19 protein-coding genes and 1 pseudogene are annotated in these 25,607 nt (G+C 69.2%); 4 read left to right on the forward strand and 16 right to left on the reverse strand.

Features of this window, described 5'->3' with window-relative positions:
* Positions 1-52: 52 nt before the first annotated feature.
* The 4 genes from ACWD3E_RS39165 to ACWD3E_RS39180 all read right to left on the reverse strand — a co-directional run bounded on the left by ACWD3E_RS39165 (position 53) and on the right by ACWD3E_RS39180 (position 5,952).
* Positions 53-1,627, reverse strand: coding sequence for a DUF6851 domain-containing protein (locus ACWD3E_RS39165; RefSeq protein WP_451392261.1), 1,575 nt, complete (start codon positions 1,625-1,627; stop codon positions 53-55).
* Between the two features lie 169 nt (positions 1,628-1,796).
* The gene (locus ACWD3E_RS39170; protein ID WP_451392262.1) at positions 1,797-3,383 is read right to left on the reverse strand and encodes a DUF6851 domain-containing protein; all 1,587 of its coding nucleotides are present in this window, start codon (positions 3,381-3,383) and stop codon (positions 1,797-1,799) included.
* Between the two features lie 113 nt (positions 3,384-3,496).
* Entirely contained in the window at positions 3,497-4,933 is a 1,437-nt protein-coding gene (locus ACWD3E_RS39175) for a DUF6851 domain-containing protein (RefSeq protein WP_451392263.1), read from the reverse strand.
* 113 nt (positions 4,934-5,046) lie between these two features.
* Positions 5,047-5,952 carry an aromatic prenyltransferase gene (locus tag ACWD3E_RS39180; RefSeq protein WP_451392264.1) on the reverse strand — a complete coding sequence of 302 codons (906 nt, stop codon included), beginning with the start codon at positions 5,950-5,952 and terminating at the stop codon, positions 5,047-5,049.
* A gap of 375 nt (positions 5,953-6,327) precedes the next feature.
* Between ACWD3E_RS39180 and ACWD3E_RS39185 the strand changes: the two genes are divergently transcribed.
* Complete coding sequence (locus ACWD3E_RS39185) at positions 6,328-7,260, forward strand: aromatic prenyltransferase (protein WP_451392265.1); 933 nt, start codon at positions 6,328-6,330, stop codon at positions 7,258-7,260.
* Between the two features lie 254 nt (positions 7,261-7,514).
* On the forward strand, positions 7,515-8,018 hold the full coding sequence (locus ACWD3E_RS39190; RefSeq protein WP_451392266.1) for a DoxX family membrane protein: 504 nt from the start codon (positions 7,515-7,517) through the stop codon (positions 8,016-8,018).
* A 132-nt stretch (positions 8,019-8,150) separates the two neighbouring features.
* On the opposite strand, the gene ACWD3E_RS39195 is transcribed toward ACWD3E_RS39190, so the two are convergent.
* Together ACWD3E_RS39195 and ACWD3E_RS39200 are read right to left on the reverse strand one after the other, a co-directional pair.
* Entirely contained in the window at positions 8,151-9,464 is a 1,314-nt protein-coding gene (locus ACWD3E_RS39195; RefSeq protein WP_451392294.1) for an NAD(P)/FAD-dependent oxidoreductase, read from the reverse strand.
* Positions 9,465-9,681: 217 nt separating this feature from the next.
* Positions 9,682-10,503, reverse strand: coding sequence for an AfsR/SARP family transcriptional regulator (locus ACWD3E_RS39200; RefSeq protein WP_451392267.1), 822 nt, complete (start codon positions 10,501-10,503; stop codon positions 9,682-9,684).
* Between the two features lie 224 nt (positions 10,504-10,727).
* On the opposite strand from ACWD3E_RS39200, the gene ACWD3E_RS39205 reads away from it, so the two are divergent.
* Positions 10,728-10,928: a hypothetical protein gene (locus tag ACWD3E_RS39205; RefSeq protein ID WP_451392268.1), complete on the forward strand. Its 201-nt coding sequence runs from the start codon at positions 10,728-10,730 to the stop codon at positions 10,926-10,928.
* A 165-nt stretch (positions 10,929-11,093) separates the two neighbouring features.
* On the opposite strand, the gene ACWD3E_RS39210 is transcribed toward ACWD3E_RS39205, so the two are convergent.
* Positions 11,094-12,626 (reverse strand): FAD-dependent oxidoreductase, encoded by a 1,533-nt coding sequence (locus ACWD3E_RS39210; protein WP_451392269.1) that lies wholly within the window; start codon positions 12,624-12,626, stop codon positions 11,094-11,096.
* Positions 12,627-13,387: 761 nt separating this feature from the next.
* Between ACWD3E_RS39210 and ACWD3E_RS39215 the strand changes: the two genes are divergently transcribed.
* Positions 13,388-14,017 (forward strand): hypothetical protein, encoded by a 630-nt coding sequence (locus ACWD3E_RS39215; RefSeq protein WP_451392270.1) that lies wholly within the window; start codon positions 13,388-13,390, stop codon positions 14,015-14,017.
* A 291-nt stretch (positions 14,018-14,308) separates the two neighbouring features.
* Here the strand turns inward: ACWD3E_RS39215 and pcaB are convergent, their stop codons facing one another.
* From pcaB to mvk, 9 genes and pseudogenes are all read right to left on the reverse strand, one after another.
* On the reverse strand, positions 14,309-15,757 hold the full coding sequence (gene pcaB / locus ACWD3E_RS39220; protein ID WP_451392271.1) for a 3-carboxy-cis,cis-muconate cycloisomerase: 1,449 nt from the start codon (positions 15,755-15,757) through the stop codon (positions 14,309-14,311).
* Positions 15,747-17,663 carry an FAD/NAD(P)-binding protein gene (locus tag ACWD3E_RS39225; protein ID WP_451392272.1) on the reverse strand — a complete coding sequence of 639 codons (1,917 nt, stop codon included), beginning with the start codon at positions 17,661-17,663 and terminating at the stop codon, positions 15,747-15,749. Before ACWD3E_RS39225 ends, pcaB begins: the two co-directional genes overlap by 11 nt.
* Before the next feature lie 91 nt (positions 17,664-17,754).
* A complete protein-coding gene (locus ACWD3E_RS39230; protein WP_451392273.1) occupies positions 17,755-18,729 on the reverse strand; it encodes a 3-oxoacyl-ACP synthase III family protein in 975 nt (324 codons plus the stop codon).
* A gap of 361 nt (positions 18,730-19,090) precedes the next feature.
* Positions 19,091-20,266 carry a hydroxymethylglutaryl-CoA synthase gene (locus ACWD3E_RS39235; protein WP_451392274.1) on the reverse strand — a complete coding sequence of 392 codons (1,176 nt, stop codon included), beginning with the start codon at positions 20,264-20,266 and terminating at the stop codon, positions 19,091-19,093.
* A gap of 4 nt (positions 20,267-20,270) precedes the next feature.
* Complete coding sequence (locus ACWD3E_RS39240) at positions 20,271-21,332, reverse strand: hydroxymethylglutaryl-CoA reductase (protein WP_451392295.1); 1,062 nt, start codon at positions 21,330-21,332, stop codon at positions 20,271-20,273.
* A pseudogene (gene fni, locus ACWD3E_RS39245) lies at positions 21,333-22,422 on the reverse strand (type 2 isopentenyl-diphosphate Delta-isomerase); the annotation flags it as partial.
* Positions 22,419-23,534, reverse strand: coding sequence for a phosphomevalonate kinase (locus ACWD3E_RS39250; protein WP_451392275.1), 1,116 nt, complete (start codon positions 23,532-23,534; stop codon positions 22,419-22,421). The pseudogene fni and the gene ACWD3E_RS39250, both read right to left, overlap by 4 nt.
* Entirely contained in the window at positions 23,534-24,580 is a 1,047-nt protein-coding gene (gene mvaD, locus ACWD3E_RS39255) for a diphosphomevalonate decarboxylase (protein ID WP_451392276.1), read from the reverse strand. Before mvaD ends, ACWD3E_RS39250 begins: the two co-directional genes overlap by 1 nt.
* Positions 24,570-25,577, reverse strand: a complete 1,008-nt coding sequence (gene mvk, locus ACWD3E_RS39260) for a mevalonate kinase (RefSeq protein ID WP_451392277.1) — start codon at positions 25,575-25,577, stop codon at positions 24,570-24,572. The genes mvaD and mvk overlap by 11 nt, the downstream gene beginning before the upstream one ends.
* Positions 25,578-25,607 lie beyond the last annotated feature (30 nt).

Here is a 25,607-nt window from a genome sequence, read left to right on the forward strand (position 1 = left end):
ACTCGGAGCACTCGACGGTCACCGGAGGCGACCTGCGGCCGGTTCCGCTGCGTCAGTGCTTGACGTCGCCCTTGACCTGCCGCTGTATGAACTCGTGGGCCATGTCGCCGAACTGCTTACCGAACTCCAGGGACCTCGCGACCGTCTTCCCGAAGTGGACGCCGCCGTTCACCCGGCTCCTGGCACACGCGTTGTCGAGGTCGGTGAGGGTGGCGAAGTGGATCTTGAGGTCCTGGGCGGGGGAGATCCCCGGCTCCACCATCAACCCGCCGGCCGGGATGTTGATCGTCCAGTTCAGGTCGTCGGAGCCGAAGAAACGCCGCGCCGTCTGTGACGCGGCGGAACAGATCGTCGTGGAGCCCGACGGGTACTCCGGGTGGTCGCTCACGGGCAGGTAGCTGGCCCACTCGGAGGCGCGGATGTCGTTGACCGTGCCCATGCCGGGACCGCCCCAGGCGGTCAGCTTCTGCCTGCCGTACACGTGCCGGACCGCGCTGATCGGCCGGACCGCGTCGAACTTGTACTTCTGGTACCAGGCGGCGATCAGCGTGTCGAAGGTCGCCAGGGTGTTCTGGAGCGTCCAGTGAGCCCAGCGGTGCACGCCCATGTGGTCGTCCTGGTCGTTGTTCCGGGCGACGAGGACGGACGAGAAGCCGATCCCCCAGGTCTTGTTGTCCATGATCTCGCAGAGCGCCTTGCGCTCGTCGGTGAGCGAGGCCGACGCCTCGATGATCTCGTCCACCGAGCGCTTGTACTCCTGCGGCCGGGTGTGGTCGCTGTGCGTGGGCGGGGCGAGCTGGTACCGGCCCGGGTCGGCGAAGATGTGGGGCTTGGTCCGCCCGATCTGCGGGGTCACGAAGTGCTGGACGACGTAGATGCCCATGTCACCCGGGCCACCGCCGACACGGCGGCCGTTGTGGGGGAACAGCTGCGGCTGCCAGCGCGAGGGGTTGTTCAGCTTGTACGCCGTGTTGACGGGCTGGTAGCCGGTGTAGTCCGCCCAGGGGTGGGGGTTGTACTTGCGGCCGCCTTCGTAGCCGAGGAGGTTCATACCGTCATGCGACAGGGCCTGCCAGGCGGTCTTGGCGGCCACGTTGCCGATGCCGATCGGGCTGGTCAGGTTCTCCGACTCGTCGTCGGGGTTCAGGCCGAGCTGGACCATTATCTGCCGCAGGCCGCCCACGTTGAGCGGCAGCAGACGCTTCCAGATGCCGAGCTGGGCGTACATGGAGGCGATGTTCATGTTCCGGTTGGTCGCGGACTCGCTGGAGGGGCGGCGCGGAATCCGGGAGTAGATGCCGACCGCGGTCTCGTGGTACGGCGCCAGCGCGTCGAACACCGCCAGCATCGCCGCGTGGTTCGTCCACAGGAAGACGGTCGCGTCCATCGGCCCGATGAACGCCAGGCTGGGCGAGTAATGACCGCCCTTATCGTCGCTGGGCTGGGCCCATTTGATGTAGTTGTCCTTGTCCAGGTCGAAATCGAACTCGAGCGGCTCATCGCTCGTGACGGCACCGGCCGTGCGGGAGAAGGCCAGCATGGTCAGGGCGGCCGAGGTGCCGCCGACCAGCAGCGACCTGCGGCCCAACGAGGAGCCTGAGGCAGAAGTGTGTTCGGACGTCGTCATGATCGTCTTCCTTGTTCTCGACAGGGAAGGGCCTCCAGAGGCGAGCCTGCGGAGGGGCCCTTCATGAGGAACGGGATATCGATGGCTGCGCCGTGGCCTTCTGGCTTCGTCGACGGAAGCCGAGCGCGGCGGCGGGCTGGAGAGGTGCCCGCCGCCGCGATGGGAAGGGTCAGTCCTTGACGTCGCCCTTGACGTACCGCTGCACGAACTCGTGGGCCAGGTCGCCGAACTGGCGGCCGAGCACAAGGGACTTGTTGACGGTCTCCTGGAAGTGGACACCGCCCCACACCCGGCTGTCGGCACAGATCTGTGCGAACTCGCTCCAGGTGCGGATGTTCAGCTCGAGGTCCTTGTGGGGGGTGACCCCCGGCTCGACCAGCGACTTGCCGGCACCGATGGTGAACTTCCAGCCCAGCTCGTCCGTGCCGAAGTAGCGCCGTGCGGACTGCGCCGACGCGGCGGCGAGCGTCGTGGAGCCCGACGGGTACTCCGGGTGGTCGCTCACCTTCAGGTAGCCGCTCCACTGGTCGGCGGGCATGTCGTGGACCGTGCCCATGCCGGGTCCGCCCCAGGCGGTCACCTTGCTCTTGCCGTACACGTGCCGGACGGCGCTGAACGGCCGCACCGCGTCGTACCTGACCTTGTGGTGCCAGGCGACGATGGCCGGCTCGAACGTCGCCAGGATGTGCTCGAGCATGTAGTGGATCCAGCCGTGCATGCCCAGCTCGCCGTGCTGGTCGTGCTTGCGAGCCATGACGATCGCCGAGTGGCCGATGCCCCAGACCTTGTTGTCCATGACCTCGGCGAGCATCTTCTGCCGGTCGGTGAGCGAGGCCGACGCCTCCAGGATCTCGTCCACCGAGCGCTTGTAGGCGCGGGAGTGGGCGTTGTTGGTGTGCTTGGGCGCGGAAAGGTCGAACTTGCTCGGGTCGTCGAAGATGTGGGCCTTCACCTTGCGCAGGTGCGGGGTGACCATGTGCTGGACGACGTAGATGCCCATGTCACCGTGGCCACCGCCGAGACGGCGGCCGTCGTGCGGTCCCAGGAGCGGCTGCCAGCGCGTCGGGTGGGTCAGCTCGAAGGCCGTGTTCACGGGCTCGTAGCCGGTGTAGTCCGACCACGGCCTGGGGTTGTACTTACGGCCGTCCGCGTAGCCGAGGAAGTTCATGCCGTCGTTCTTGAGGGCCTCCCAGACCGCCTTGGCGGACAGGTTGGCGATGCCGACCGGAGTGGTCGGGTCCATCGACTCGTCGTCGGGGTTCAGGCCCATCGCGGTCATCATGGCCCGCACGCCGGCCATCTTCATCGGCAGCACCCGCTTCCACACCTGGTACGTGGCGTGGATGGCGGCGGTGTTCATGTTCCGGTTGGTGGCGGACTCGCTGGAGGGGCGGCGCTTGAACTGGGAGTAGATGCCGACCGCGGTCTCGTGGTACGGCGCCAGCGCGTCGAACACCGCGAGCGCCGTCAGGCGGTTGATCCAGAGGAAGACGGTCACGTCCATGGGGGCGAACAGGTCCGCGTTGGGCGACACCCCGGCCATGTCGTCGCTGGGCTGCGCCCACGAGAGGTAGTTGTCGGTGTCGAGGTTGAAGTCGACCTTGGGCGCATCGTCGCGAGGGGCGGCGACGGCCGTGCCGGCGGAACCCAGCGTCGTGGCCATCGCCACGGTCGCGGCACCGGCGAGCCCACCGAACAGCAGATGCCTGCGACCCGGCTCGAAGGTCGGGAAAGGAGAACGTCCGGACGTCGTCATGGTTGTGTCCTGATCCTTTGAAGGGATGCTGCGGGTCTGACAGTGAAGTGTTGGGAGCAAGGCAGAGCACGGCGGCGGGCCGGGGGATGCCCGCCGCCGCGGTCGGGGAAGGGTCAGGCCTCGACGTCGCCGTTGATGTGCCGCTGCACGAACTCGTGGGCCAGGTCGCCGAACTGCACGCCGAACGCGAGGGACGTCGCGACCGTCTTCTTGAAGTGCGCGCCCGCCCACACCCGGCTCTTGGCGCAGTCGTTCTCGAAGTCGGTCCAGGTGTCCCAGGTGAGCTCGAGGTCGCCGGCCGGGACGAGCCCCGGCTCCTTCTGCGCCGAGCCGGCCGGGAAGGTGTGCGTCCAGTCCAGGACGTCGTCGCCGAGGAAGCGCCGCGCCGCCTGCGCCTGGGCGGCGCAGAGCGTGGTGAAGCCGGACGGGTACTCGGGGTGGTTGCCCACGGGCAGATAGCCGGTCCACTCGTCGGCGGGGATGTCGTCGACCGTCCCCTTGCCGGGCCCGCCCCACGCCGTCACCGGGGTGTCGCCGTACACGTGCCGGACCGCGCTGAACGGCCGTACGGCGTCGTACGTGCGCTTGTGGTGCCAGGCGGCGATCAGGCTGTCGAAGCGCGCCACCGAGGTCACCATGAACAGGTGGACCCAGCCGTCCAGGTCCAGATCGTGGGCCACGGCCGCGGCGCGCGGCGACAGGGTGACGGACAGCGGAGTGTGCTCGAAGAACTCCGCCTTCACCTTCTGCTCGTCGGTGAGTCCGGCCGACGCCTTGAGGACCTCGTCCACCGCGTGCTTGTACGCGGCGGAGTCGTTGTGGTCGAGGTGGTCGGGCGCGGCAAGCTCGAACTGGCTCGGGTCCTTGTACGTCTGGGGCGTGACCAGCCCGAGCTGCGGGGTGGCGAACCGCTGAGCGGTGAAGACGCCCTTGTCACCCGGCCCCCCGTCGATGCGGCGGCGGTGCGGCTCCGTCGCCGGCTGCCAGCGCGAGGGGTCGACCAGTTCGTCGGCCGTGTTCACGGACCGGTAGCCGGTGTAGTCCTCGTAGGGCCGGCCGTTGTACGTGCGGCCCACGTCACCGAGGTAGTTCATGCCGTCGTGCGCACGGGCCTGGACGATGGTCTTGCCGGCCGTGTTGCCGATGCCGACCGGGGTGGTCAGGTCCTCCGACTCGTCGTCGGGATCCAGGCCGAGTGCGGTCAGCGCCTGCCGCAGGACCGGCGCCCTCTCCTCGAACGTGCCCTTCACCACCTGGTACAGGGCGTACAGGCCGGCGATGTTCTTGTTCCGGTTGGTCGCGGACTCGCTGGCGGGGCGGCGGGGGATCTGGGAGTACACGCCGACCGCGGTCGGATGGTACGGCGCCAGCGCGTCGAACCACGACGTCTGCAGCAGATGGGTGAGCCAGGTGTAGGTGGCCACGTCCCCTGGGGCCATGGCGTCCGCCGGCGGAAAGCCCCCGCCGCCGTGGGTGGTGATCAGATCCCGGATGAAGTTGCCGTTGTCGAAGTCGAAGGGGATCTGCTGGGCGCGACCGGACGTCGTCACGGGGTATGTCCTTTCTTCAGAAGAGGGCTCCGCAGCGCCATGCGGCGTCGGCCCAGGTCCTTTGCACGCACCGATGGTTCCGGCGCTGCCACGGGAACGGGTGAGCCGGACCGTTATCCCTCTGCTTCGCCGGCTGCCTTCAACGCCTCCAGATGCATCGGCGAAATCCGGTAGTACGCCGCAAGGTCGAGGAATTCGTTGGCGTGCGACCACTTGGCGGCCGAGGCGTTGATGAGATCACCGGCGTACTTGTGCGGAGTGGCCCGCATGAACTCCTCGAGCCTCGGCTCCAGCCGGGCGGGCAGCGAGGACAGGTCCATGTCACGACGCGGCCGAGGGCCGAAGGAGATCCGGTGGACTTCCGAAGAATCCCAGCTCAGGGTGGTGTAGACCCGGTACGACCTGGCGGCGTACGCCAGCATCTTCTCGTCCGGCTCGTGCATCTTGGTTTCGCGAAGCATGGACCGGACGGTCTCCGGTTCGAGGTTGCCTGCAGTGCCGGGGGGGAGCTGGAAGTACAGGTTCATGGTCCTGTGCTTGTAGTCGACCCCGATCAGCACCACGTCTTCCAGGCCGTAGCGGGCGAAGAAATCGGCATTCTCGGCCACGGCGCGCGGCATGGAAGGGAGCTCGGCAAGCTTCGACACCTTCTGCGCGCTGTGGGGGAAGTTCGCGTAAATTTTCTTGAAACCGCCGACGATTCCGCAGTCAATGTAGTATTCGCCGCCGGAGATCAGCGCCTGGATCTCCGAGAGCAGGGTGCTGACGGGATGGTCGGTCTCCGCAGCAAAGCCGTTCGACAGGGCGCAGGCGTAGGGGTCGTCGATCCCCGGAGAAACCTGGACGGTGTATTCGAGCTCCTCCACCTTCTCGCCGGCCTGCAGGCTGAAAATGACCCCACTCGCGCCGAATCCGTCGCGGTATGCGGACAGAACCGGCCAGACCTTGTCCCGCGAAAAAGGTGCATCCACCAGTCGAGCCGATTCCTCAATGACCGAGTACAGCTCTTCCGCGGTCATGCCTCCGGACATCAATACTCCAAGCGGTCGACGTCGACAGTTGTTTCCACGCGGAATCCTGGGCCGCACCTTACTGGCCACCACTAGAGGGGCGCTCGAAATCAACTAAGATCAGCGATCGGCTTGACGTGCACAGTATTCGGCGTCGACACTCCACAGAGCGACAAGAATAGGACACGCCATGTCTGGTGTTGACCCGGTCGCTGCGGCTGCGTCGGCCCTGGCCCTCGGTATTGAGGTCGCCAAGCGGTCATTCGTCAGATCGTCAACGAGTGGACAGATCGTCAACGAGTGGACCGAACAAATTTTCTAGCCGGCCACTGCCAATCATCTGCCCTGATTTACATAGACGCTCGGATCGATACTGGAGGACGAATGGCCAGGACAGATATGGAAGGTCTTTACTCGGCCATTGAGGAAGCAGCCGGACTGCTGGAGATTTCCCCCGCGCCCGACAAGGTCCGGCCGATCCTGTCCGCGTACGACCTGGACAAGGTGGTTGTCGCCTTCCGTGTGACCACTCGTGGTCATCAGGACCTCGACTGCCGTTTCACGGCTCTGCCGGCGGACGTCAACCCGTACCTGTACGCGGTCTCCCGGGGTATCGCCGAGGGCACCGACCATCCGGTGGGCAGGCTGCTCGAGGAGGTCCAGGAGAACATCCCGGTCACCGCTCACGGCGTGGACTTCGGGGTGGTCGGCGGTTTCAAGAAGACCTGGACCTTCCTGCCTGTCACCGATCTGCAGAAGCTGCAGAAGGTCGCCGCTCTGCCGTCGATGCCGCGCAGCCTGGCCGAGAACCTCGACTTCTACGCCCGCTACGGCCTCGACGACAAGAACAGCATGATCGGGATCGACTACCCGAGCCGGACGGTGAACGTCTACTTCCTCCAGTTCCCGGACGCGTGCCGCGAGCCCGAAACGGTCCGCGCCATGCTGCGCGACCTGGGCCTTCCGGAGCCCAGTGAGCGTCAGCTCGAGCTGGCCCGCCAGGCCGTGGGCATCTACACCACGCTGAACTGGGAGTCTTCCGAGATCCAGCGGATCACGTTCGCCACGATGGTTCCGGACGTCCGTGCGCTTCCCGACCGGATCACGGTCGATGCGCAGGTCGAGAAGTTCGCCAAGAACGTCTCCCACACCTACCCCGGCCCCCTGCAGGGCCTCTACAACGTCGCCTCCTACTCCGGCGGCGAGTACTTCAAGCTCCAGACGTACCACCAGCTGAGCGAGGGCTCCCTGGAGGCGAAGGTCCTGCTCGGCCCCGCCGGCACCGGCGCATCGTCGGCCCCGGAGGCCGGCCAGTAGTGGTGCGCCGATTCCCCGGGCGGTGAGTACCCGGGAACTCTGGGCGTGACCGATGTCGGGAGACGCCAGAACGTGAGAACGCCTGGTGGAACGGCGGCTGTCGAGCCGTGACCACCAGGCGTTTGGCGTATCCGTGCTGCCCGCAATCCGTCGAGGGCGCCGCCCTGCCGTGTCTCCACCAAGCCTTAAGCGGGACGCGAGACCTTCAAGGGAAAATAGCCGGAAATCGTGACACATACGGGGAGTTAAGGCCCATGCGTACTTATGGACAAGTCGCTCGCTTCCTCGAGAGTCTCGGTGCCTCGTTCGGGATCGCGGCACTTCGGATCTCCATAGGAATCATCTACCTGTGGTTCGGAGTGCCCAAGTTCTTTCCGGGGGTCAGCCCGGCGGAACCCCTGGTCCTGAAAACCGTGGATAAGCTGACGTTGGGGATCATCCACGGAACGGTCGCTTCCGTCCTGACCGGCGCACTGGAAGTATCTATCGGCCTGCTCTTGATCAGCGGAAAAGTGCGCACTCTGACGGTCATGATACTTCTCGGGCACATGGCGGGAACGTTCACTCCGCTCTTCTTGTTCCCGAGAGAAACCTGGGAGTCCTTCTGCGTCGGAACTCTTGAAGGGCAGTACATCATCAAGAACCTGGTGATCGTGTCGGCCGCCCTGGTGATTGTCGGTCAGTCGAAGCCGCGGAACCGGCTTGCGCCTGCCGAGAATCCTCTGCGTGCAGAGCAGACGGCAGGCTCGCATTCGTGAAAGGCGTCTGCGCGCCGGTGACCGGAAAGAAAACGGAGCTCGCCGGCAGTCCCCCCTCACGGGGACTGCCGGCGAGCTCCGTTATTGCGTTCCGACCGTCCGTTTCAGCCGTCCGTTCCGGCCTCCTGGACGTCAGTTCCCGGCGGTGGACGCACCCGTGGCGTCCTCGATGAGGTCGTCGAGGCTGAGCTCGAACAGTCCGCCCGCTCGTCCGCTGAGTCCGGAGATCAGCTTGACGAAGTCGACCTCCGCGTCGTTCTTCTTCTCGGGGTCGATCATGTCCTGGGCCATGTTGAAGTAGAAGCCCTTGGTCTTCGAGCGGTCGTAGAACCCCTCGACGAACTGGCGGATGTCGTGGAAGAAGTCCTGGTACGCCGCGGAGTACCGGTCGAGCGCCTTCTCCTCGATCTCCGGGTGCTGGAGTATCTGGTCGACGACCTTCGACAGCGTGCTGGCCGCCAGGGTCGCGAGCGCGACACCGGTCGAGAACAGCGGGTCGACGAACGCGGCGGCGTCGCCCACCAGCACCCAGCCGTTCCCGTGGAAACGCTCGTTGGTGTACGACCAGTCGCGCGCGGAGCGGTAACCCGCGGCCTGGGTCGCGTCCCGCAGCAGGTCCTTCAGCTTGGTGGTCTGGGCGATCTCGGACTCGAAGAGGTCTTCGAGGGACTTGTCGGACGCGCTTGCGAGCTCCGAACGCGTCACGTAACCGACGCTGAAGACGCCCTTGTCGATCGGGATGCCCCAGAACCAGCCGTCCTGGGTGCCCTCGATGAGGATGTTGCTCCACTCGTCACCCGGCAGACGGTGGCAGTTGTCGAAGTACGTCCACACCGCGACGTTGCGCAGCTGCTCGTTCCAGTTGACCTCGGAGTACTTGCGGCCGAGCACGCGGGCCTGCCCGGAGGCGTCGATGACCAGGCGGGCCCTGGCCTCGTGGTTTCCGTTGAGGCCGCGCAGGGCGTAGCGGATGCCGACGACGCGGCCGTCCTCCTCGATGGGCTCCTTCACCGTCGCGTCCTCCACGACGAAGGCACCCAGTTCGCGGGCCCGGTCCAGGATCAGCGCGTCCAGGTCGGCACGGCGCGTGTGGAAGGCGTAGGGAATACGACCGCCCGTGGTGAACGAGAAATTCCACGGAACCTCGTTGTTGCCCCAGACCAGAGTGCCGCCGTACTTACGCTCGAACCCCTTGGCCTCCATGCGCTCCTTCAGGCCGAGTTCCTCCATCGGCACCATGACGCCAGGAATGAGAGACTCCCCGACGTGATACCGGGGGAAACGCTCACGGTCGAGCACGAGAACACGGTGTCCGCGCTTGGCGAGAAGCGCTGCGGTGGTCGCACCGGCGGGTCCGCCGCCGATGACGATGACATCGAAATCGCCAGAAAACCCGAAGAGAGTGGACGACATACGAGACCTTCCCCAGTTCCGATCCGGCCGCATTCGGGAGGCGTGTGATGACAACTGCTGCTCCCGCAAAGCGCATTCACAGACCAGAATGCAGGGACCGATCAGGCGGTGTCATCGCCCAGATTGCTCAGCGGGGCATCCGTCGAAAGAGATCGGGATCCCAAAAAGAACGCCAGAGCTGCCGGAACAGCCGTCTACGACGGCCCCTTGGCCGGTCCGGGAGCAAGGGGACAGGTGAGGTGCGGCGGCGTCAGGCTGCGTACAAGTCGAACGTGGAGGTGCGGCGGGGGCCCGCGACGATGTCCAGGCGGGGGTCGACCGAGAGCATCGCCTGGTGCATGCGCTGGAGTTGCGGCGAGGGCTCGACGCCGAGTTCCTCGATGAGGCACTGGCGCAGCCGGAGGTAGACGTCGAGCGCGGCGGCCTGCCGGCCCGAGCGGTACAGGGCCACCATCGCCTGCGAGTGCAGCCCCTCGTGCTGGGGATGACGGGCGATCAGATCGGTCAGCTCGGCGATCAGTTCGACGTGCCGGCCCAGCCGCAGCTCGGCATCGATACGGCGTTCCTGGGCGACCAGGCGGCTCTGCTCCAGCCGCAGCACCTCGATCTCCAGCACCGGACCGACCCGGACGTCGACCAGCGCCTGCCCCTCCCACAGGTCCAGCGCCTCGCGCAGCAGGGAGGCCGCGCTGGCGTCCTCGCCGTTCTCGAAGGCCTGCTGGCCCTCGGCGACCAGCCGCTCGTATCGGTAGACGTCGACGGCCTCGGCGGGGATCTGGAGCAGATAGCCGCCGTAGCGGGTGGCGAGTACGTCCTTGGCCGAGCCCGGTACGTCCGGGCCCATGGCAGTGCTCAGCATGCGACGCAGTTGGAGGATGTACGTCTGGAGCGTGGTCAGCGAGCTCTGCGGCAGGTCGGTGCCCCAGACCTCCTCCATGAGGGTGGGCACCGGCACGACCCGGCCGGGGGAGAGGGCGAGCAGCGCCAGGATCTGGCGGGGCTTGCCCGCGGTCGGGACGATCGAGATTCCGTTCACTTCGGCACTCAGGGCACCCAGCACTCTTATGTTCATTCTTCCTCCGTACCCTGCCAGTGGCCGTCGATTCAGAGTTTTAACCAGCATTTGGATAGTGTCTTCAGTGCCGATTCTTCTCGGTCTGCCTCAGGGGGCCATAAAGCTTTCGTGGAGTTATACGCGAGGTGTCTTCTAGTATTTCTCCAGCCGTCTTCCAGGGGTGCGTCCCGGGGAACCCCGACACCTGTTCCCAGGCAGGGTTGTGCTGTTACCTTCCAGTCATGGCGACGGAATCGAAAGGTTCGACGGCCCATTGCGACGCGGGCCCCCTCATCCAGGGACTGCTGGCCCGTCTGGACTCGACGGGTGAGTGCGACTTCCTGCCGGATCTACCGGGGGAGAAGCTGCTCTCCTTGCTGAGCTGCTATCACCGGCGCCCGATGCGGGTAGGTTTCCCGGAACCGGCCACCGAGCGTACTTGAAATTCGCCGGAGGGAAATATTCCGGCACGAGGAAGGCATGAAAAACAGAATCCGCCGGCAAGCTGACGGACCCTCATGCACGCCGATCGGGGTGACGACCGCTGCGGACTGTGGCCTGCCTGGCAGACCTGCTACGACTGCTTCGCCAAGTGGCAGACCGGCCGCTCAGCCACCGGTGCCGCTCCAGTGGGCCGAGGAGGTCGTGGCCCGGGGCCTGGCGGAGCCGATGGAGACCCCGATGGCGGGTACGGCCGGCGCGGTGAGGCGGCGGCGCGGCCGGGCGCCCTGGCCGTGGGTGGTGCTGGGCGGTGTCAGCGGGGCCGGCATGCGCGTGGCGCGCAGGAGGGCCCGCAGCTCGCGGCGGCGCAGCCCGGCGGCCGGCGGGTCGACGGTGTGCAGGCGCTCGAGCAGCAGCCTGGCCGCGTCCTCGTCGCAGGTCGCGGCGGCGGCGATCCGGGCCTCGTAGCGCCGGCCGAGCCGGGCGCGCAGTCCGTCCGGCGCCAGGTGCGCCTCGGCGCCGACCGCACCGAGGTTGCGCAGACTCGCCTGCCAGGCGGGGGCCAGGTGCTCGGCGAGGGCGCGGCGCAGCCGGAAGTTGACGCCGATGGCGGTGCCCTGGCTGGCCAGCACGTGGTCGAGGACGAGGGCGGACTGCACGGCGAGGGTCATGCCGTGGCCGTGGGCCGGGTCGAGGGAGACGTAGGCGTCACCGACGACGACGAACTGGTCGGGCCAGCGGCGCAGCTTCTCGTAGTGGCGCCAGCGGTTCTCGGTGCGGGCGCAGGCGTAGACCGGGCCGAGGGGGGTGGCGGCCTCGATGACATCGCGCAGCAGCGGGTGGCGCAGGTCGCCCGCGGCGCGCAGCAGGGCCTCGTGGTCGGCGGGCGGGCGGCTGCCGTCGCCGGCGCTGAGCGTCACCGACCAGCGGCCTCCCTCGATGGGGTGGAGCATGCCCTGGCGGGGGTGGTCGGGGGTGCCCATGAGCAGCAGGCTGCTGAAGTCGGCGACATGGCCGATGGGCGGCGCGAACACGGTCGAGGCGTAGGTGGTCCGGCTGTGGGCGACCGACTCCCGGGGCGCCTGGTAGCCGAGTGCGGCGAGCCACTGGGGGGCGTGGGAGCCGCGCCCGGTGGCGTCCACCACGAAGTCGGCGGAGATCAGGTGCCGGGGGCCCCAGCCGTCGGGCGCCTGCCGGTCCCGGCCGCGCGCCCAGACGCCGACGACGGTGTCATGGCGGCCGGGCTCCAGGGAGACGACCTCGTGCTCCGGAAGGAAGGTCACCTTCGGGTCGGCGCGCAGCCGGTCGCGTACGACGGCGTCGATCAGGTCGCGGCCGGCGCTGAGCACTAACAGCCCGGCGTCGAAGCGGGGCAGCCAGCCGGCCGGGCCGAGCAGCAGCATGTCCTGGGGCATGCGGACCCGGACCGCTCCGGCGCCGGTGAGATCCGCGACGATGCCCGGGAACAGCTGCTCCAGGCCCTGGTGTGCTGCGGGCATGAGGGTGTGGGTGTGCCGGGCCTGGGGCACGCCACGGCGCCGCCCGAATCCGCGGGGAAGCCGGTCGCGCTCGATCACGGTGACCCGGTCCATGAAGTTGGCCAGGGCCCGCGCCGCGGTGAGCCCGGCGAGGCCGGAGCCGATCACCACGGCGTGGCCGTGGCCGCCGTCCCCGTCGATGGCACCTGCCTCCAGGCTCATCTCCGGTCCCCCTCCTGTGCGTTGTAGATGCATCATGCGGTGCGCGGCCCTCGCCGCGGCAGGGGATTCCCGGCCGGTCCGGACGGCGACGGGCGCGGCGGCACCGCTGCGGGCGGGGCCGGGAAACGTCCCGCGTCTTGGGGGTTTTCCGGGCCGATCTGCCTGGTGGGGGCGGGCACGTCGGCCCGGTCGGCGGCGCTGTGCGGGGCCGGCCCGCGGTGCCGGGCGGGCGCGAAGGTCTCGAGCGGTTTTCCAGGCGGTTGCGATGAGGACTCCGGTGAACATCGAGCACTCGGCAGGAGAAGGCCGGGTCCGGCAGGGCCCGCAGACCCTGCATCACATGCCCAGATCGGCACCGAGACAGTCTGGAGTTCCCCTTTAGAGCATCTTGATTGTCAATTCAGAGCATCTGGATTGCCAATGATCAGCGTTGACACCTTCAACCGCCCCGTGGAAGTCTCTCAGTGCACCCACAGTTATGTCTGGGCAGCGTCGGGGGGTACGGGACGCACGTTACACGCGATATCCGCTGAATGTGTCGGGGCCGGTATTCCGCCAGGCCGGACGGGCCCTTTGTCGACATTTTCTGCCGCAGAGCGTCCGGTTCACCGCCGTGACGTTCTTCAGTGATTTCGGCGTGCGGTCCGTTCATTCCGGTCCTCCCTCCATGGTCCACCAAACTGACACCAACAAAACGTCGTCATGAGGTTTCATGATATCCGTGACGACGGCAGGGCGAGTCACCTCATGAAGGAGATTCCATGGAGTTTCACAGATGCCCCAGAAATCACGCCCGAGAACTCCGTGCCGCCGCCGGGTCCGTCCTCTGTATTCCGTGTATCAGGCAGGTCGAGCGTAATCTGCGCAACCTTCCCAGTCTCTATCAGGAATGCCTGCATCACATATCACCCATATCCCGGCAGGCGTACCAGGCGAAGGTCTCCGGGAGCCGCAACAGGGATCACCTGAACATGTCCGTGCTCGACGCCCGGCACAACATCCTCGCCGTCCTGGAGGCATGGTCGGGATACGTCGTGGAGAAGCTCGGCAAGGCCGCCCCGACGCGGTCGGTTCCGCACCTGGCGCGCTTTCTGCTGCTCAACCTCGAGTGGCTCGCAGCCCAGCCGCCGGCCGCCGATCTCGCGGACGAGATCGACAGTCTCGGGCAGGAACTGCTGCGCACCATCGACCCCGGTCCGAGCGAACTCCACGTCGTCATCAGGGACTGTGTCGTGGACGACTGCCCGGGGACGATCAGCACGTCGCCGCAGAACATCGGGAGCGCTGGAAAGAGCAGTATCGGGTGCTCGTCGGGACATACCTGGGAGTTGCACGAGTGGATTACTCTGCGACCGCTGATGGAGAGTCAGCGAAAGGTCGTCAACACGTGACCAAACCGCCACGCCACAGGCTCGTTCCCACCAATGTTGCCGCCCTTGCGGCGGGCGTGTCCGAAGCAACCATCCGAAAATGGGTGAGTCGCGGGAAAATAACCCGCTACGGCACACCAGGCCGCTCGGAGTTCGACATAGAAGAACTCACCGAGATAGCTTTACGGCGTCGGTCCTGACGCATTTATCGTCATGGTTCTCGCGCAGGTCGGCGGGGTGCCTGTGGGTGTGAGCGCGGCCGTCCGATCATGACCGTCGGTGACGACGTTCCATGATCGGTCGGCCGCGCAGTCATGACGCCTGTCGCCTGCCTCTGGACGGCAGCAACCGGGACAGCGCGCGGTCCGTCAGGGGGCCGGCGGCCCCGGTGTACGCCTCTGGCTCGAACAGATCGGTCAGCCGGGCGTCGGAGAACACGGCCGACGCCCGGCTGTCCTGCCGCAGGACGTCGGCCAGCAGCTCGCCGGTGCGCGCCGAGTGGGCGGACGCCTCGTTGAGCAGATCGCGTGCCTGAGCCTTGCCGAGCAGCGGGGCGAGGACGACGGCGATCCGCTCCGAGACGATCTGGCCCCCGGTCATCTGGGTGTTGGCGCGCATGCGCCACGGGTCCACCGACAGCTGGGAGACGAGCTCCACCGCCTGGTGCGCCGCGCCGCCGGCCAGCCGCAGCAGGGCGCGCAGGGGCTCCCATTCGGCGTGCCAGGCGCCGGCCGAGCGCTCGTCCTCGCTCGGCAGACAGCCCAGCACCGTCGCGGCGAGCTGCGGGGCCTGCAGGGCGGCGGACCGGATGGCCGTCGCCAGTACGGGGTTGCGCTTGTGCGGCATCGCCGAGGACGCGCCCCGGCCGCTGGGCGCCGGCTCGTGCACCTCACCGACCTCGGTCCGGGTCATCGACAGCACATCGACCGCGATCTTGCCGAGGGCGCCGCACAGGAACGCGGCGGCCGTGGCCAGATCCACCATGGGCGTACGCAGCACGTGCCAGGGCACGAGGGGGACCGACAGCCCCAGTTCGGCCGCGAACGCCTCCGTCAGCTCCTGGACGAAGACGGCCGGTTCGGCAGCCGGCGCGAACTCGAGATATCCGGCCAATGTGCCTGCCGCACCGCCGAGTTGGACAGGAAGCCGGCCGGCTCTCAATGCGTCCAGCTTGTCCACCGCGTCCAGCACGAGGTGGCGCCAGCCCGCCGCCTTGAGGCCGAAGGTCGTCGGCACCGCGTGCAGGGCCAGGGTGCGGCCCGCCATCAGGGTGTCCCGGTGTTCTGCGGCCAGGACGGCCAGCGCCTCCTCGACGCGTTCCAGGTCGCCGCGGATCAGCTCCAGGGCCCGCCCGGCGACCAGGACGGCCGCCGTGTCGAGGATGTCCTGGCTGGTCGAGCCGCGGTGCACATACCGGGCCGCCTCCCGGTCCTCGCTCGCTACCAGCGCGGTGAACTCCCGCACGAGCGCCACCACCGGGTTGGCGGACTCGCGCGTCTGCCGGGCCAGGGATACCAGGTCGAGCCGGTCGGCCCGCGCGGCCTCGGTGATCACCCGGGCGGCAGCCGCGGGCACCGTGCCGAGCCGGGCCTGCGCCCGGCTCAGCGCCGCCTCGGCGTCCAGCATGGCCTGCAGCCACGCCCCGTCGCAGACCGCGGCCACGACAGGGGTGTCCGCCCAGACCGGCGACAGCAGACCCGGATCCGCCACGGACGCGAGGCCGAGTCCCGCCTCCGCGGCGAGGCTCAGGTCAGTGGACATCGGTGAGTCCCAGGGCCGCGCGCGCGATGGCGTCGGAGTCGGTGAGCGTCACCGAGTTGACGCCGGGCCGGATACCCGCGGCCGTCACCCAGTGCACCGACTCGGTCGGCACACCGAAGGCGAAGCGCCGCGGGTGCGGCCGTCCCGCCGCGTCGACCAGGTGGAACGGCCGCTCGGTGACGGCCAGTCCGTCGGTCTCGTACGTGCCGCCGGAACGGGTCGGGATGCGGTACGTGGCGCACTGCCCGGTTTCCAGCAGGTGGCGCAGCAGCGGGTCCTCGGTGCGGCGCAGGGTGATCTCGGGCAGGCGTGCCTCGACGAGCACGTCCACCCGGACCGCGGAGCCGGGCACGAGCGGCGAACTGACGGAGTATCCGCCCTCGCCGGCTTCGACACGCAGGTCGGGCCCGACGACGTGCAGCACACCGGCGTCGATCAGCGCGGCCATCTCCTCGACGCGGCGCGCCGGCGGGCCGATCGACAAGAACGCGTTGAGCGGGGTGTACCAGCCGTCCAGGTCGGCGCGGAACGAGTCGCCGTGCAGGCCGCCGTGGTCGACGGCGAGACGGATCTCGTTGCGCAGGTCCCGCAGGACGTCGAGGGCCGCCTTGAGCGGGCCGCTGACATTGCCGGACGCGGCTTCCTCGACGTCCTCGCGCAGGTAGCCGAGGAGCCAGTCGGTGAAGTCCCGCGGACTGGTGAACTCCCGGCCCCGGTAGGGGCGGGCGATCAGTTCCCAGTCCCAGCGGTACTTCTCGTCGAGGCCGTACGCGTCGAGAACGGCGCGCCCCGCCTCCTTCCCGGATCCGGCCGCCAGCAGGTCGTCCTGGAGCTGCTGCGCCCTGCCGGCGTGTCCGCGCGAGGTGAACAGCGTCCGGTAGTAGACGGCCACGACCTCACGGGCGATCAGCGGCCACAGCTGTTCCCTGAAGTCGAGCCCCGAGTGCTCGTGGGCGCGGCGCAGCTCGGCGATGCGCTCGGCGGTGAGCACGACCGGCTCGTGCCGGCCGTGCGGGCCCTTCTCGTTCTCGCCCCGGGCCTGGTACGGGATGCCGCGCCGGGACCCGGCGTAGAGCTGCGGCTCCTTGCCACAGGGGTGGTAGACGAGCCGGCCGTCGACCGCCTCGAACGAGCCGCCGCGGCCGGCGGTGAGCTGGGCCATGTAGTCGAAGAAGTTCAGCCCGAGCCCGCGCAGCAGCACCTTCGTGCCCGGGGCCAGCACGTCCAGGTCGACGTCGGCCGGGTTGGCCGGCCCGATGTAGGCGAGGCCCGCCTCCCGTACGCGGGAGACGAACTCCCGCTCGGCGTCGTCCGCCCGGGCCGGCAGGTGGCCCTGGCACAGGATCACCGCGTCCAGGTCCTCCAGCACGGTTCCGTCGGCGAGCACCACCCGCTGGCGGGCCGCGTCACCGGCGTCCGGGGCGTCGTCCAGGGCCACGGCCAGGGAGGCGTGCGCGGTGACGGTCACCCCGGCGGGCGCCCCCTCGACGATGTGCTGGTACACCCACGCGAGGTAGTGACCGTAGAACGCGCGGGTCGGGTAGGTGTCGGGGCCCAGCGCGCGGGCTTCTTCCACGACGTGTGCCGGGTGGGCGTCGCCGAACTCGCCCGCGACGAGGGCCACGGACCACTCGTGCAGGCTCGGCCCCGGCTCCAGGGGACCGTTCAGGTCCACGCTGGCATCGGTGAACACCGAGATCTGGCCGGCCACGGTGTTCATGAGCAGGTGACGGGACTGGTCCGTGCGCCATACCTTGCCGGGTCCCGGCGGGTAGGGGTCGACCACATGGACGTGGACTGTGGTGTCCTCGGACTGCGAACGGGCGTTGGCGCAGAGTCGCTCGACCACCGAGAGGCCACGCGGACCGGCGCCTATCACGCACGCAGTGCGATGTGTCGTTGTCATGATTCCTGTTTCTGCCGATGTCGGGCAACGGAGCGAGGGCCGTGCGGGCGCCGCGCCGGCCGACTTGAACAGCCTGAACCAGGCAGTGGTTTCACCACTCGACCAGCGCGAATCCAGCCGACATTCCTCCGCCGAAGCCGGCCAGGAGGATCAGGTCGCCTCGCTCGAAGGCGCCTGTGCGGGCGGCTTCGTCCAAGGTGATCGGGATGGAGGCGGCCCCCGTATTGCCGTAGTGCGTCAGTGAGAGATGCATGGTGGCCCGGGACAGGGCCATTTCCGCGAAGACGGTGTCGAGCATGACGCCGTTGGCCTGGTGCGGCACGAAGTGGCGGATGTCGTCGGGGACGACACCGGCCTCGTGGAGGAACTGCTTGGTCAGCCCGGGCAGATGGTCCTCGACGAAGGCGCGCACGGCGCGGCCGTCCATGGTGAAGTACTGCCGGCCGGCCTCGAGGACCGCCGGGTCGCAGGGCAGCCGGCTGCCGCCGGCCGGCACCTGGATCAGGCCCGACAGTTCGCCGAAGGTGTGCGCGCTGAGGTGCCGTACGCGCGAGCCCCGGCCGGTGCCGAGGACCATCGCGCCGGCGCCGTCGCCGAAGAGGACGACCGTCCTGCGGTCGGCCGGGTTCAGGATGCGGGAGTACACGTCGGCGCCGATGACCAGCGCGTGGCCGCCGCGCCGGGCGAGGATGCCCTCGACCGCGGCGAGCGCGAACACCTCGCCGGAGCACACGGCGTTGACGTCGAACGCCGCCGCGTCGTTCGCGCCCAGCAGGTGCTGCACGTAGGCGGCGGTGGGTGGCTGGGGTGTGTCCGGCGTGGAGGTGGCGACCACGATCACGGACAACTCGTCGGCGGTGATGCCGGCCGACTGAAGCGCGGCCCGTCCCGCCGCCGCGGCCAGGTCCGAGGTGGCCTGCTCGGGGGCCGCCCAGCGGCGCTCCCGGATGGCCGTCTTGCGGATGACCCAGGCGTCGTCGACCTGTGCCGTCGCTCCGACCTCGTCGTTGGAGACGACTCGTTCCGGCACATAGGCACCCGTACCGAGGATTCCGACTTCGGTCATGCGCCTGCCTCCCCCCTCAGGTGGTCTTGACATGACAGTTGCGACGGCGGCTGCGTGGCCGGACGCCGGCGAGAAACCGAACCGGGCCCCGGCAAGCGGCCGGGACCCGCGAAACCGGCAGGCGTCGTCGCCTGCTGTCTGTGCTGTCTGTGCTGTCTGTGCAGTCCGTGTGATCCGGGCCGGCCGGGCTGATGGTTGCCGGCGGGCTCGCGGATGACGACGTTCATCGGGGTCGGCGGCGCTGATGAGGGTGATCAGCGGCACCAGTGCGACCGGGGTGAGGCGCACCGAGGAGCGCGACCGGGCGGCTCGGTGGAAGTGCGACGTGCCCGCGGGTTACGGGCTGTGCGACCAGCGGGTCTCAGCGGGCTTCGTAGATGCGCTTGTGTCCGCGCAGGGCCGCCAGCCGGAAGGGTCCGGTCGTCTCGGCCGGGGTGAGGTGGTCGCCGCCGTCGGCCGGGAAGGACCGCTCGTGCAGCTCGCGGTAGCGGGGGATGTCGACGGTCTTGCGCCGGTCGATCGCCTCGCGGTTGGCCTCGGTGCGCAGGTGCTCGCGGTAGCCGGGTACGACGCTCCCGGCGAAGAACTCGGCGACGCTGCCGGAGCCGTAGCTCAGGAAGCCGATGGCCCGGTCGGTCAGGTCATCCGCCTGGTCGAGCAGGGCGGCCAGGCCCAGGTACACCGCGGCGGTGTAGCTGTTGCCGATGACGTTGTTGTAGGCCGTGGTCAGCCCGAGGTCGCGGGCGACGCGGTCCTCGTCGGTGTCGTGCCCGGTGACGTTCAGCAGGTGCCGGTGGGCCTTGTACGCCATCTTCGTGAACGGCTGGTGGTAGCAGAACGCGGCGAACTCGTCGAGCGGGCGCCCGCCCTGCTCGGAGTAGTCCTTCCAGCTGCCCTCCACCGCCTGGAGGTACGCGGTGATGGACTCCTGCCCGTCGACCAGGGCCTCGTCGCGGTAGTTGGGCCGCCAGAAGTCCATCACGTCGGCGGTGAACACGCCCGAGGGGTCCTCGATGCGCAGCAGGGCGGGGTCGGCGCTCACCAGCATGGCGACGGCCGCCGCGCCCTGGGTGGCCTCACCCGGGCTGTCGAGCTCGTACTTGGAGACGTCGCTGGCGACCACGAGGACCCGCTGCGTGGGGTCGCGGCGCACCAGGCCGATGGCGAACTGCAGGGCGGCGGTCGCCCCGTAGCAGGCCTGCTTGAGCTCCACGACCCGGCAGGCCGAGGGCAGCCCGAGCAGCGAGTGCACGTAGATGCCGGCCGACTTGGCCTGGTCGATCGACGACTCGGTCGCGAAGACGACCGTACGGATCCCGTCGCTGCCGTGCCGGGCGATGATGGGCGCGGCGGCGGCTGCGCCCAGGGTCACGATGTCCTCGTCGGCGGCGGGCACGCTCATCGACTGCTGACCGATGCCCTTGTGGTACTTGCCGATGTCGGTGCCGTTGTACTCGGCGAGTGCCGTGTGCGGCAGGACGTACTCCGTGGTGGCGAAGGACAGATCGTGAATTCCTATGGAGGAATCGCTGGCCATTTCCTTAAACACCGACCTTTGCTGTCTGGTTGTCGCGTTCCAGCTGGACGTGTGCACGCATCAGTTCGCCCGGGTTCGTCTGGGCCGCGAGCAGCGAGAGCTCGCCGCACAGCACGGTCGCCGCACAGATCACGGCGAGCCTGCGGGCGTTCTCGCCGGGTTCGCGCTCCTCACGGCAGCCGAGCCGGGCCAGGTTGGTCTCCACGAAGGCGAGCCCCTTGCCGTTGCCGACCGTGCCCACGATCAGGTTGGGCAGGGTGCAGGCGAAGTAGAGGTCGCCGTCGCGGTCCTCGGCCATGACGACGCCCTGGGAGCCCTCGACGATGTTGGCCGCGTCCTGGCCGGTGGCCAGGTAGAACCCGAGCAGCATGTTCGCGAAGTGGGCGTTCGCCGAGCGGATGCCGCCGGCGAGCAGCGTGCCGAGCATGTTCTTGCGGATGTTCAGCTCGACGATCTTGGCGGCCGTGGTGTGCAGGACGTTCTCGACGACGTCACGCGGCACGAGCAGTTCCGTGACCACGTTCTTGCCGCGGCCGAGGATGCCGTTGATCGCGGTCGCCTTCTTGTCCGTGCAGTAGTTGCCGGAGATCGACCCGTAGGAGATGCCGGGGATCGTGTCCAGCAGGTGCTTGAGGAGCACGTCGGAGGCGAGGGTGGCCATGTTGTGGCCGGAGGCGTCGCCGGTGCGGAACTCGAAGCGGATGAACAGCAGGTTGGCGTTGATCTCGTGGTGGATCTTGATCAGCTCGGCGAAGCGGCTGCAGGTGCGCACCACTTCCTGCAGCTCGGTGATGCGCGAGTCGATCGTCCGCGCGGCCGTCAGCGCGGTCTGCGCGTCCACCGCCTCGACCAGTACCGAACGGGTCATCCGCTCGTCCACGAGGGTGGCGACGATGCCCTTCTCGGCCAGCATGGAGACCTTCGCGCCACGGCCCACGGAGGGCCACAGCGGCGACTCGTAGGTGGCGAGCGGGACCTGGGTCTCGGTGGTGGCGACGTTCCCGGAGATGCGCAGGGGTCCCACCCAGCGCATCGGGACGCCGGCGATCGCGTGTGCCTCAGTCATCGTTGTGGTTCCTGTCGTCTCAGTGGGCGGCGTCGGAGCTGCTGGAGCGGCGGGCCAGCGGCCGTGTGTCGATGCCTCGGTCGGTGCAGAAGTCGCGCAGGTCGCCGTGGATCAGCAGATCGCAGCGGCTCAGGTCGGCGGGGGTGCGCGCGCCGAGCATGGTCTGCAGCGCGGCGAGCTGGTCCAGCCAGGCCGTCAGCAGCGCGACCAGCGCGTCGACGCCGCCGTCCAGCAGCGTGCGCAGGAACTTCCCGGAGGCGCCGACGCCGCAGGCGCCGAGCGCGAGGGCGCGGGCGACGTCGAGCGGGTTGCGTACGCCGCCGGAGGCGAGGACGGGGATGCCGGCGCCCTGCGCGTCCAGCAGGCAGGCGGCGGTGGACTGTCCCCAGTCGTGGAGGTAGCCGTAGTCCGCGAGCTCACGCCGGCCGTTCTCGATGCGGGCGAAGTCCGTGCCGCCCCGGCCGCCGAGGTCCGCGACCTTCACGCCCAGCTTCTCGATCAGGTCGACGGTCTGGCGGCTCAGCCCGTTGCCGACCTCCTTGACGATCACGGGGACGTCGACGCAGGCGGCGATCTTCTCGATCTGCGGGACCCAGGAGGAGAACGACCGGTCGCCCTCCGGCATGGGCGTTTCCTGCGCCGTGTTGATGTGGATCTGCAGGGCGTCGGCCTTGATCAGGTCGATGGCGCGCTGCGCCTTCTCCACCGACGCCGTCGCGTTGACGTTGGCCATGACGAACCCGTCGGGGTTGTTCTCGCGCAGCACGCTGAAGGTGCCGGCGCAGTCCGGGTCCTTGAAGTAGGCGCTCATGGAGCCCGACGCGATGGGTACGCCGGTCTCGCGCGCGGCGATGGCCAGGTCCCGGTTGATGATGCCGGTCTTCTGGCTGCCGCCGGTCATGGCGTTGATGTACAGCGGCACCTGCCAGGTGATGCCCGCGAACGTCGTGGCCAGGGACACGTCCTCGCGGTCGATGCCGGCCAGGGCGTGGTGGACGAACGACACCTCGTCGAACTGGTTGCGTCCGCTGTGCTCCCGGTGCTGTTCGACGGCGAGCCGGACGTGGTCGTCCTTGCGTTGTGCGATCATTCCTCGTTCCCTTCCGCGGCGGCGATCGGCAGGGGCAGCACCCCTGCCTCGGCCCACCGTTCCCGCAGGTGAGCGATGTCTCGTGACGCGTCGGCGTCGAGCAGAGCGATGCCGCAGTCGCCGCCGCCCGCCCCGGAGGGCTTGGCGGCGCCGCCTACGGCTTCGGCCGCGTCGCACAGCGCCGTCAGCCTGGTCGTGAAGATTCCCAGACCGACCTCGTCATCCAGTCGAGCCAACTCATGCCGGGCCCGCCGGATCTGGTCCAGCAAGCCCTCGCGGTCCTGCTGCTCCAGTGCGGCCACGGCCGCGCCGACGAAGTCGGTGGTGGTCTCCACGAACCTCTGGTGGGACGCGCTGCCCCGCCAGGCCCGCCGCCGGTCCAGGTCCGAGACGAGGGCCGCGGTGGAGGCGGGGTTTCCGGTCCAGCCGACCTCCAGCGCAAGGCCCTTGGGCGCCGGCAGCCGGCGTACCGCGAAGCCCGGCCAGGGGGCGCGGAGCGCCTCCTCGACGCCGCGGCTGCGGGCCAGGTCGAGCACGGCGGCCCGGTCGGGCGCCTGGTAGGTGATCCAGCCGCCCCACGTGCTGGCGGCGAGGTCACCGCCGGAGGCCCTGGGTTCGAGTTCGGCGGTGGCGAGCATGGCCAGGCGGTAGCGGTCCTCGAGCGACAGCCGAAGGCCCGCGAAGGCGGCCACGGCCGCGACGGTCGCCACGGTCACCGCACCGCTCGACCCGAGGCCGTACTTCCGGCCGTCGTCGTGCAGGCCGCTTTCGACGCAGAGGCCGAACGCCGGTACGGGAAGGCCGCGTTCGGCCAGCAGCCGGGCCACCGTCTCGATCGCCGACACCACGTGGGCCAGGCGGGCGCGTACACCCTGTTCGTCGTCCGTGCCGTACGGGCGGAGCCTGCCTCCTTGCCACTGCCAGCGCACCCCGCGCGGGCCGAGGTCGGAGGAGATCTCGACGCCCGCTTCGGCGCAGCCGGTCACGGTGACGGTGATGTACCGGTCGACGGCCACCAGGATCGCCGGGTTGCCGGCGTCCACCACCGCGTACTCGCCCGCGACGAACAGTTTGCCCGGCGCCCGCCGGACCACCGTGTGCTGCGGGGTCATCATCCGCCCTCGGGCAGCAGGCGCGCGCCCGGCCCCGGCCCGGCGATGTGCACCTGGCCGTCTCCGACGGCGCCGCGCACGGTCTCGGCCACCCGCTCGGCGTCCGCGCGGCGGCACAGCACCTTCACGTTCGGCCCGGCGTCCATGGTCGCGTAGGCCAGGACGCCGTCCTGCCGGAGCTGGAGCACGCTGTCGAGCACGGTGAGCGTGGGCGCCGACAGGTAGCGCACCGCCGGGCGCGCCGCCAGCATCGTCGCGTGCATGCCGAGCGCGTTGCGCTCCGCGATCTCGCCGACCGCTTCGAGGTCGCCGGCGAGCAGCGCCGCGCGCATCTCGGTCAGGTCGTCCTTGCTGGAGACGGCCCACGGCTCGTACAGCGGCGAGGTCTCGACGGTGCGGCGCATGGCCGCGCGGCTGGAGACGGCCTTCGGGCCGGCGTTGACGACCGCGATGACCAGCGCGGGGTCGAGGTCGGCCGCGGGCACGGGCTCGGCGTAGGAGCCGAGGTCCGCCTCGGCGGGCGTGCCGGTCCCGGCGTGCCACATCGCGAAGCCGCCGAAGACGGAGCGCGAGGCCGACCCGGATCCGCGCCGGGCCAGGCGCGAGAGCCCGGTGGCGTCGAGGTCGAGCCCGTAGGCCGCGGCGGCGGCGAGCGCGAGGGCGGCGAACCCGCTCGCGGAGGACGCCAGGCCCGCGCCGGTGGGCACGGTGTTCACGGTGTCCACGACGGCCCGCTCGGGGGCCCCGGCCGTCTCCCGCACCAGGTCCAGGAAGGCGATGATGCGGCGCAGCGCCTCGCCCTCGGAGGGCACGCCGTTGAAGGTCACAGCGTCCTGCCCGGCTCCGGGGGCGAGGCGGACGGTGGTGGTCGTCGGGAAGATGTCCAGGGTCATCGACAGGCTGTCGGTGCGCGGCAGGAGCAGTTGTTCGTCGCGCTTGCCCCAGTACTTGATCAGCGCGATGTTCGGGTGCGCGACGGCGGTGACACCTGCCGCGGTGTCCCCCTCGCGCGGTCGCACCAGCGTGGTTCGCGTCTCAGCGCGCATGCCCGGCAAGCCCCTTCTGCGGTAGCACCCATGTCTGTACGGCGCCGGCCGCGTGGAGCCGGCGCGTGGCCTCGCGGGCCTGTTCCGGCTGGGCCAGCGCGATCACGCAGCCGCCCAGACCACCTCCGGTGATCTTGGCGCCGAGGCTGCCGGCCGCGCGTGCTGCCTCGACCAGCGCGTCGATCCGGTCGGTGCTGATGCCGACCTCGCTGAGCAGTTCGTGACAGTCGTTCATACGGGCACCGGCGTCGGCCAGTTTGCCGTCGGCGAGGGCCTGCGCGACCTCGTCGGTCAGCTGCGTGGCACGGCCCACGAAGTTCTCCCGCGCGCCCTCCTGGCGCTCGAAGCCCGCGCGCAGCATGTCGACGGCTTCCTTGGTGCTGCCTGCTTCGCCGCTGTCCGCGAGGATGAACAGGGCGTCGCAGCCGATGCTCAGCTCCTCGGCCTCGCCGGCCTGGAAGCGCAGCGGGACGGTCGCGCCGACCGAGCGGGCGTCGACACCGCTGGCCTTGCCGTGCGCGACGTTCTCGGCGAACTGCACCAGGTCGAAGACCGCCTTCTCGCTCACCTCGCGGCCGTGGAGGTCGGCGAGGGCGAGGACGACCGCGCGCGCACAGGCCGCGCTGGAGCCGAGTCCCCGGCCGGGCGGGATCGCCGCGTCGATGATCACGTCGAGGTGGCGGCTGTCGGTCACGCCGGTGGCGGACTTGAACTCGGTGATGAGACGGCGCAGCCCCTCGGAGGCCTGGGTGACCACCGGGCCCCATGCGGAGCCGGTCATCGTGAAGGACACGTCGCCGCCGTCGTCGGGGGTGTCGGACCATCCGGCGGTGGCCGTGACCGTCAGCTGCGGAACCGGAAGGGCGAGTGCCGGAGCCCCGTAGACGACCGCGTGCTCCCCCAGCAAAATGGCCTTGGCGTGGGCGCGTCCGACGCCGACGGAGCCGTCCCGGTGGCCTTCTGATACCCCCTCAGCTGAGGCCGGTAGAGTCAACACGCTCAGCTCCCCATGTCGTTTCTGCATTGA

The organism is Streptomyces sp. NPDC002676, from assembly GCF_053592455.1.

What these genes read in the sequence shown, in the direction of transcription:
- ACWD3E_RS39165 (WP_451392261.1), bottom strand. Translation starts at nt 1,627, where the DNA reads ATGACGACGTCCGAACACACTTCTGCCTCAGGCTCCTCGTTGGGCCGC.
- ACWD3E_RS39170 (WP_451392262.1), bottom strand. Translation starts at nt 3,383, where the DNA reads ATGACGACGTCCGGACGTTCTCCTTTCCCGACCTTCGAGCCGGGTCGC.
- ACWD3E_RS39180 (WP_451392264.1), bottom strand. Translation starts at nt 5,952, where the DNA reads ATGACCGCGGAAGAGCTGTACTCGGTCATTGAGGAATCGGCTCGACTG.
- ACWD3E_RS39185 (WP_451392265.1), top strand. Translation starts at nt 6,328, where the DNA reads ATGGCCAGGACAGATATGGAAGGTCTTTACTCGGCCATTGAGGAAGCA.
- ACWD3E_RS39190 (WP_451392266.1), top strand. Translation starts at nt 7,515, where the DNA reads ATGCGTACTTATGGACAAGTCGCTCGCTTCCTCGAGAGTCTCGGTGCC.
- ACWD3E_RS39195 (WP_451392294.1), bottom strand. Translation starts at nt 9,464, where the DNA reads ATGCGGCCGGATCGGAACTGGGGAAGGTCTCGTATGTCGTCCACTCTC.
- ACWD3E_RS39200 (WP_451392267.1), bottom strand. Translation starts at nt 10,503, where the DNA reads ATGAACATAAGAGTGCTGGGTGCCCTGAGTGCCGAAGTGAACGGAATC.
- ACWD3E_RS39205 (WP_451392268.1), top strand. Translation starts at nt 10,728, where the DNA reads ATGGCGACGGAATCGAAAGGTTCGACGGCCCATTGCGACGCGGGCCCC.
- ACWD3E_RS39210 (WP_451392269.1), bottom strand. Translation starts at nt 12,626, where the DNA reads ATGAGCCTGGAGGCAGGTGCCATCGACGGGGACGGCGGCCACGGCCAC.
- ACWD3E_RS39215 (WP_451392270.1), top strand. Translation starts at nt 13,388, where the DNA reads ATGGAGTTTCACAGATGCCCCAGAAATCACGCCCGAGAACTCCGTGCC.
- pcaB (WP_451392271.1), bottom strand. Translation starts at nt 15,757, where the DNA reads ATGTCCACTGACCTGAGCCTCGCCGCGGAGGCGGGACTCGGCCTCGCG.
- ACWD3E_RS39225 (WP_451392272.1), bottom strand. Translation starts at nt 17,663, where the DNA reads ATGACAACGACACATCGCACTGCGTGCGTGATAGGCGCCGGTCCGCGT.
- ACWD3E_RS39230 (WP_451392273.1), bottom strand. Translation starts at nt 18,729, where the DNA reads ATGACCGAAGTCGGAATCCTCGGTACGGGTGCCTATGTGCCGGAACGA.
- ACWD3E_RS39235 (WP_451392274.1), bottom strand. Translation starts at nt 20,266, where the DNA reads ATGGCCAGCGATTCCTCCATAGGAATTCACGATCTGTCCTTCGCCACC.
- ACWD3E_RS39240 (WP_451392295.1), bottom strand. Translation starts at nt 21,332, where the DNA reads ATGACTGAGGCACACGCGATCGCCGGCGTCCCGATGCGCTGGGTGGGA.
- ACWD3E_RS39250 (WP_451392275.1), bottom strand. Translation starts at nt 23,534, where the DNA reads ATGACCCCGCAGCACACGGTGGTCCGGCGGGCGCCGGGCAAACTGTTC.
- mvaD (WP_451392276.1), bottom strand. Translation starts at nt 24,580, where the DNA reads ATGCGCGCTGAGACGCGAACCACGCTGGTGCGACCGCGCGAGGGGGAC.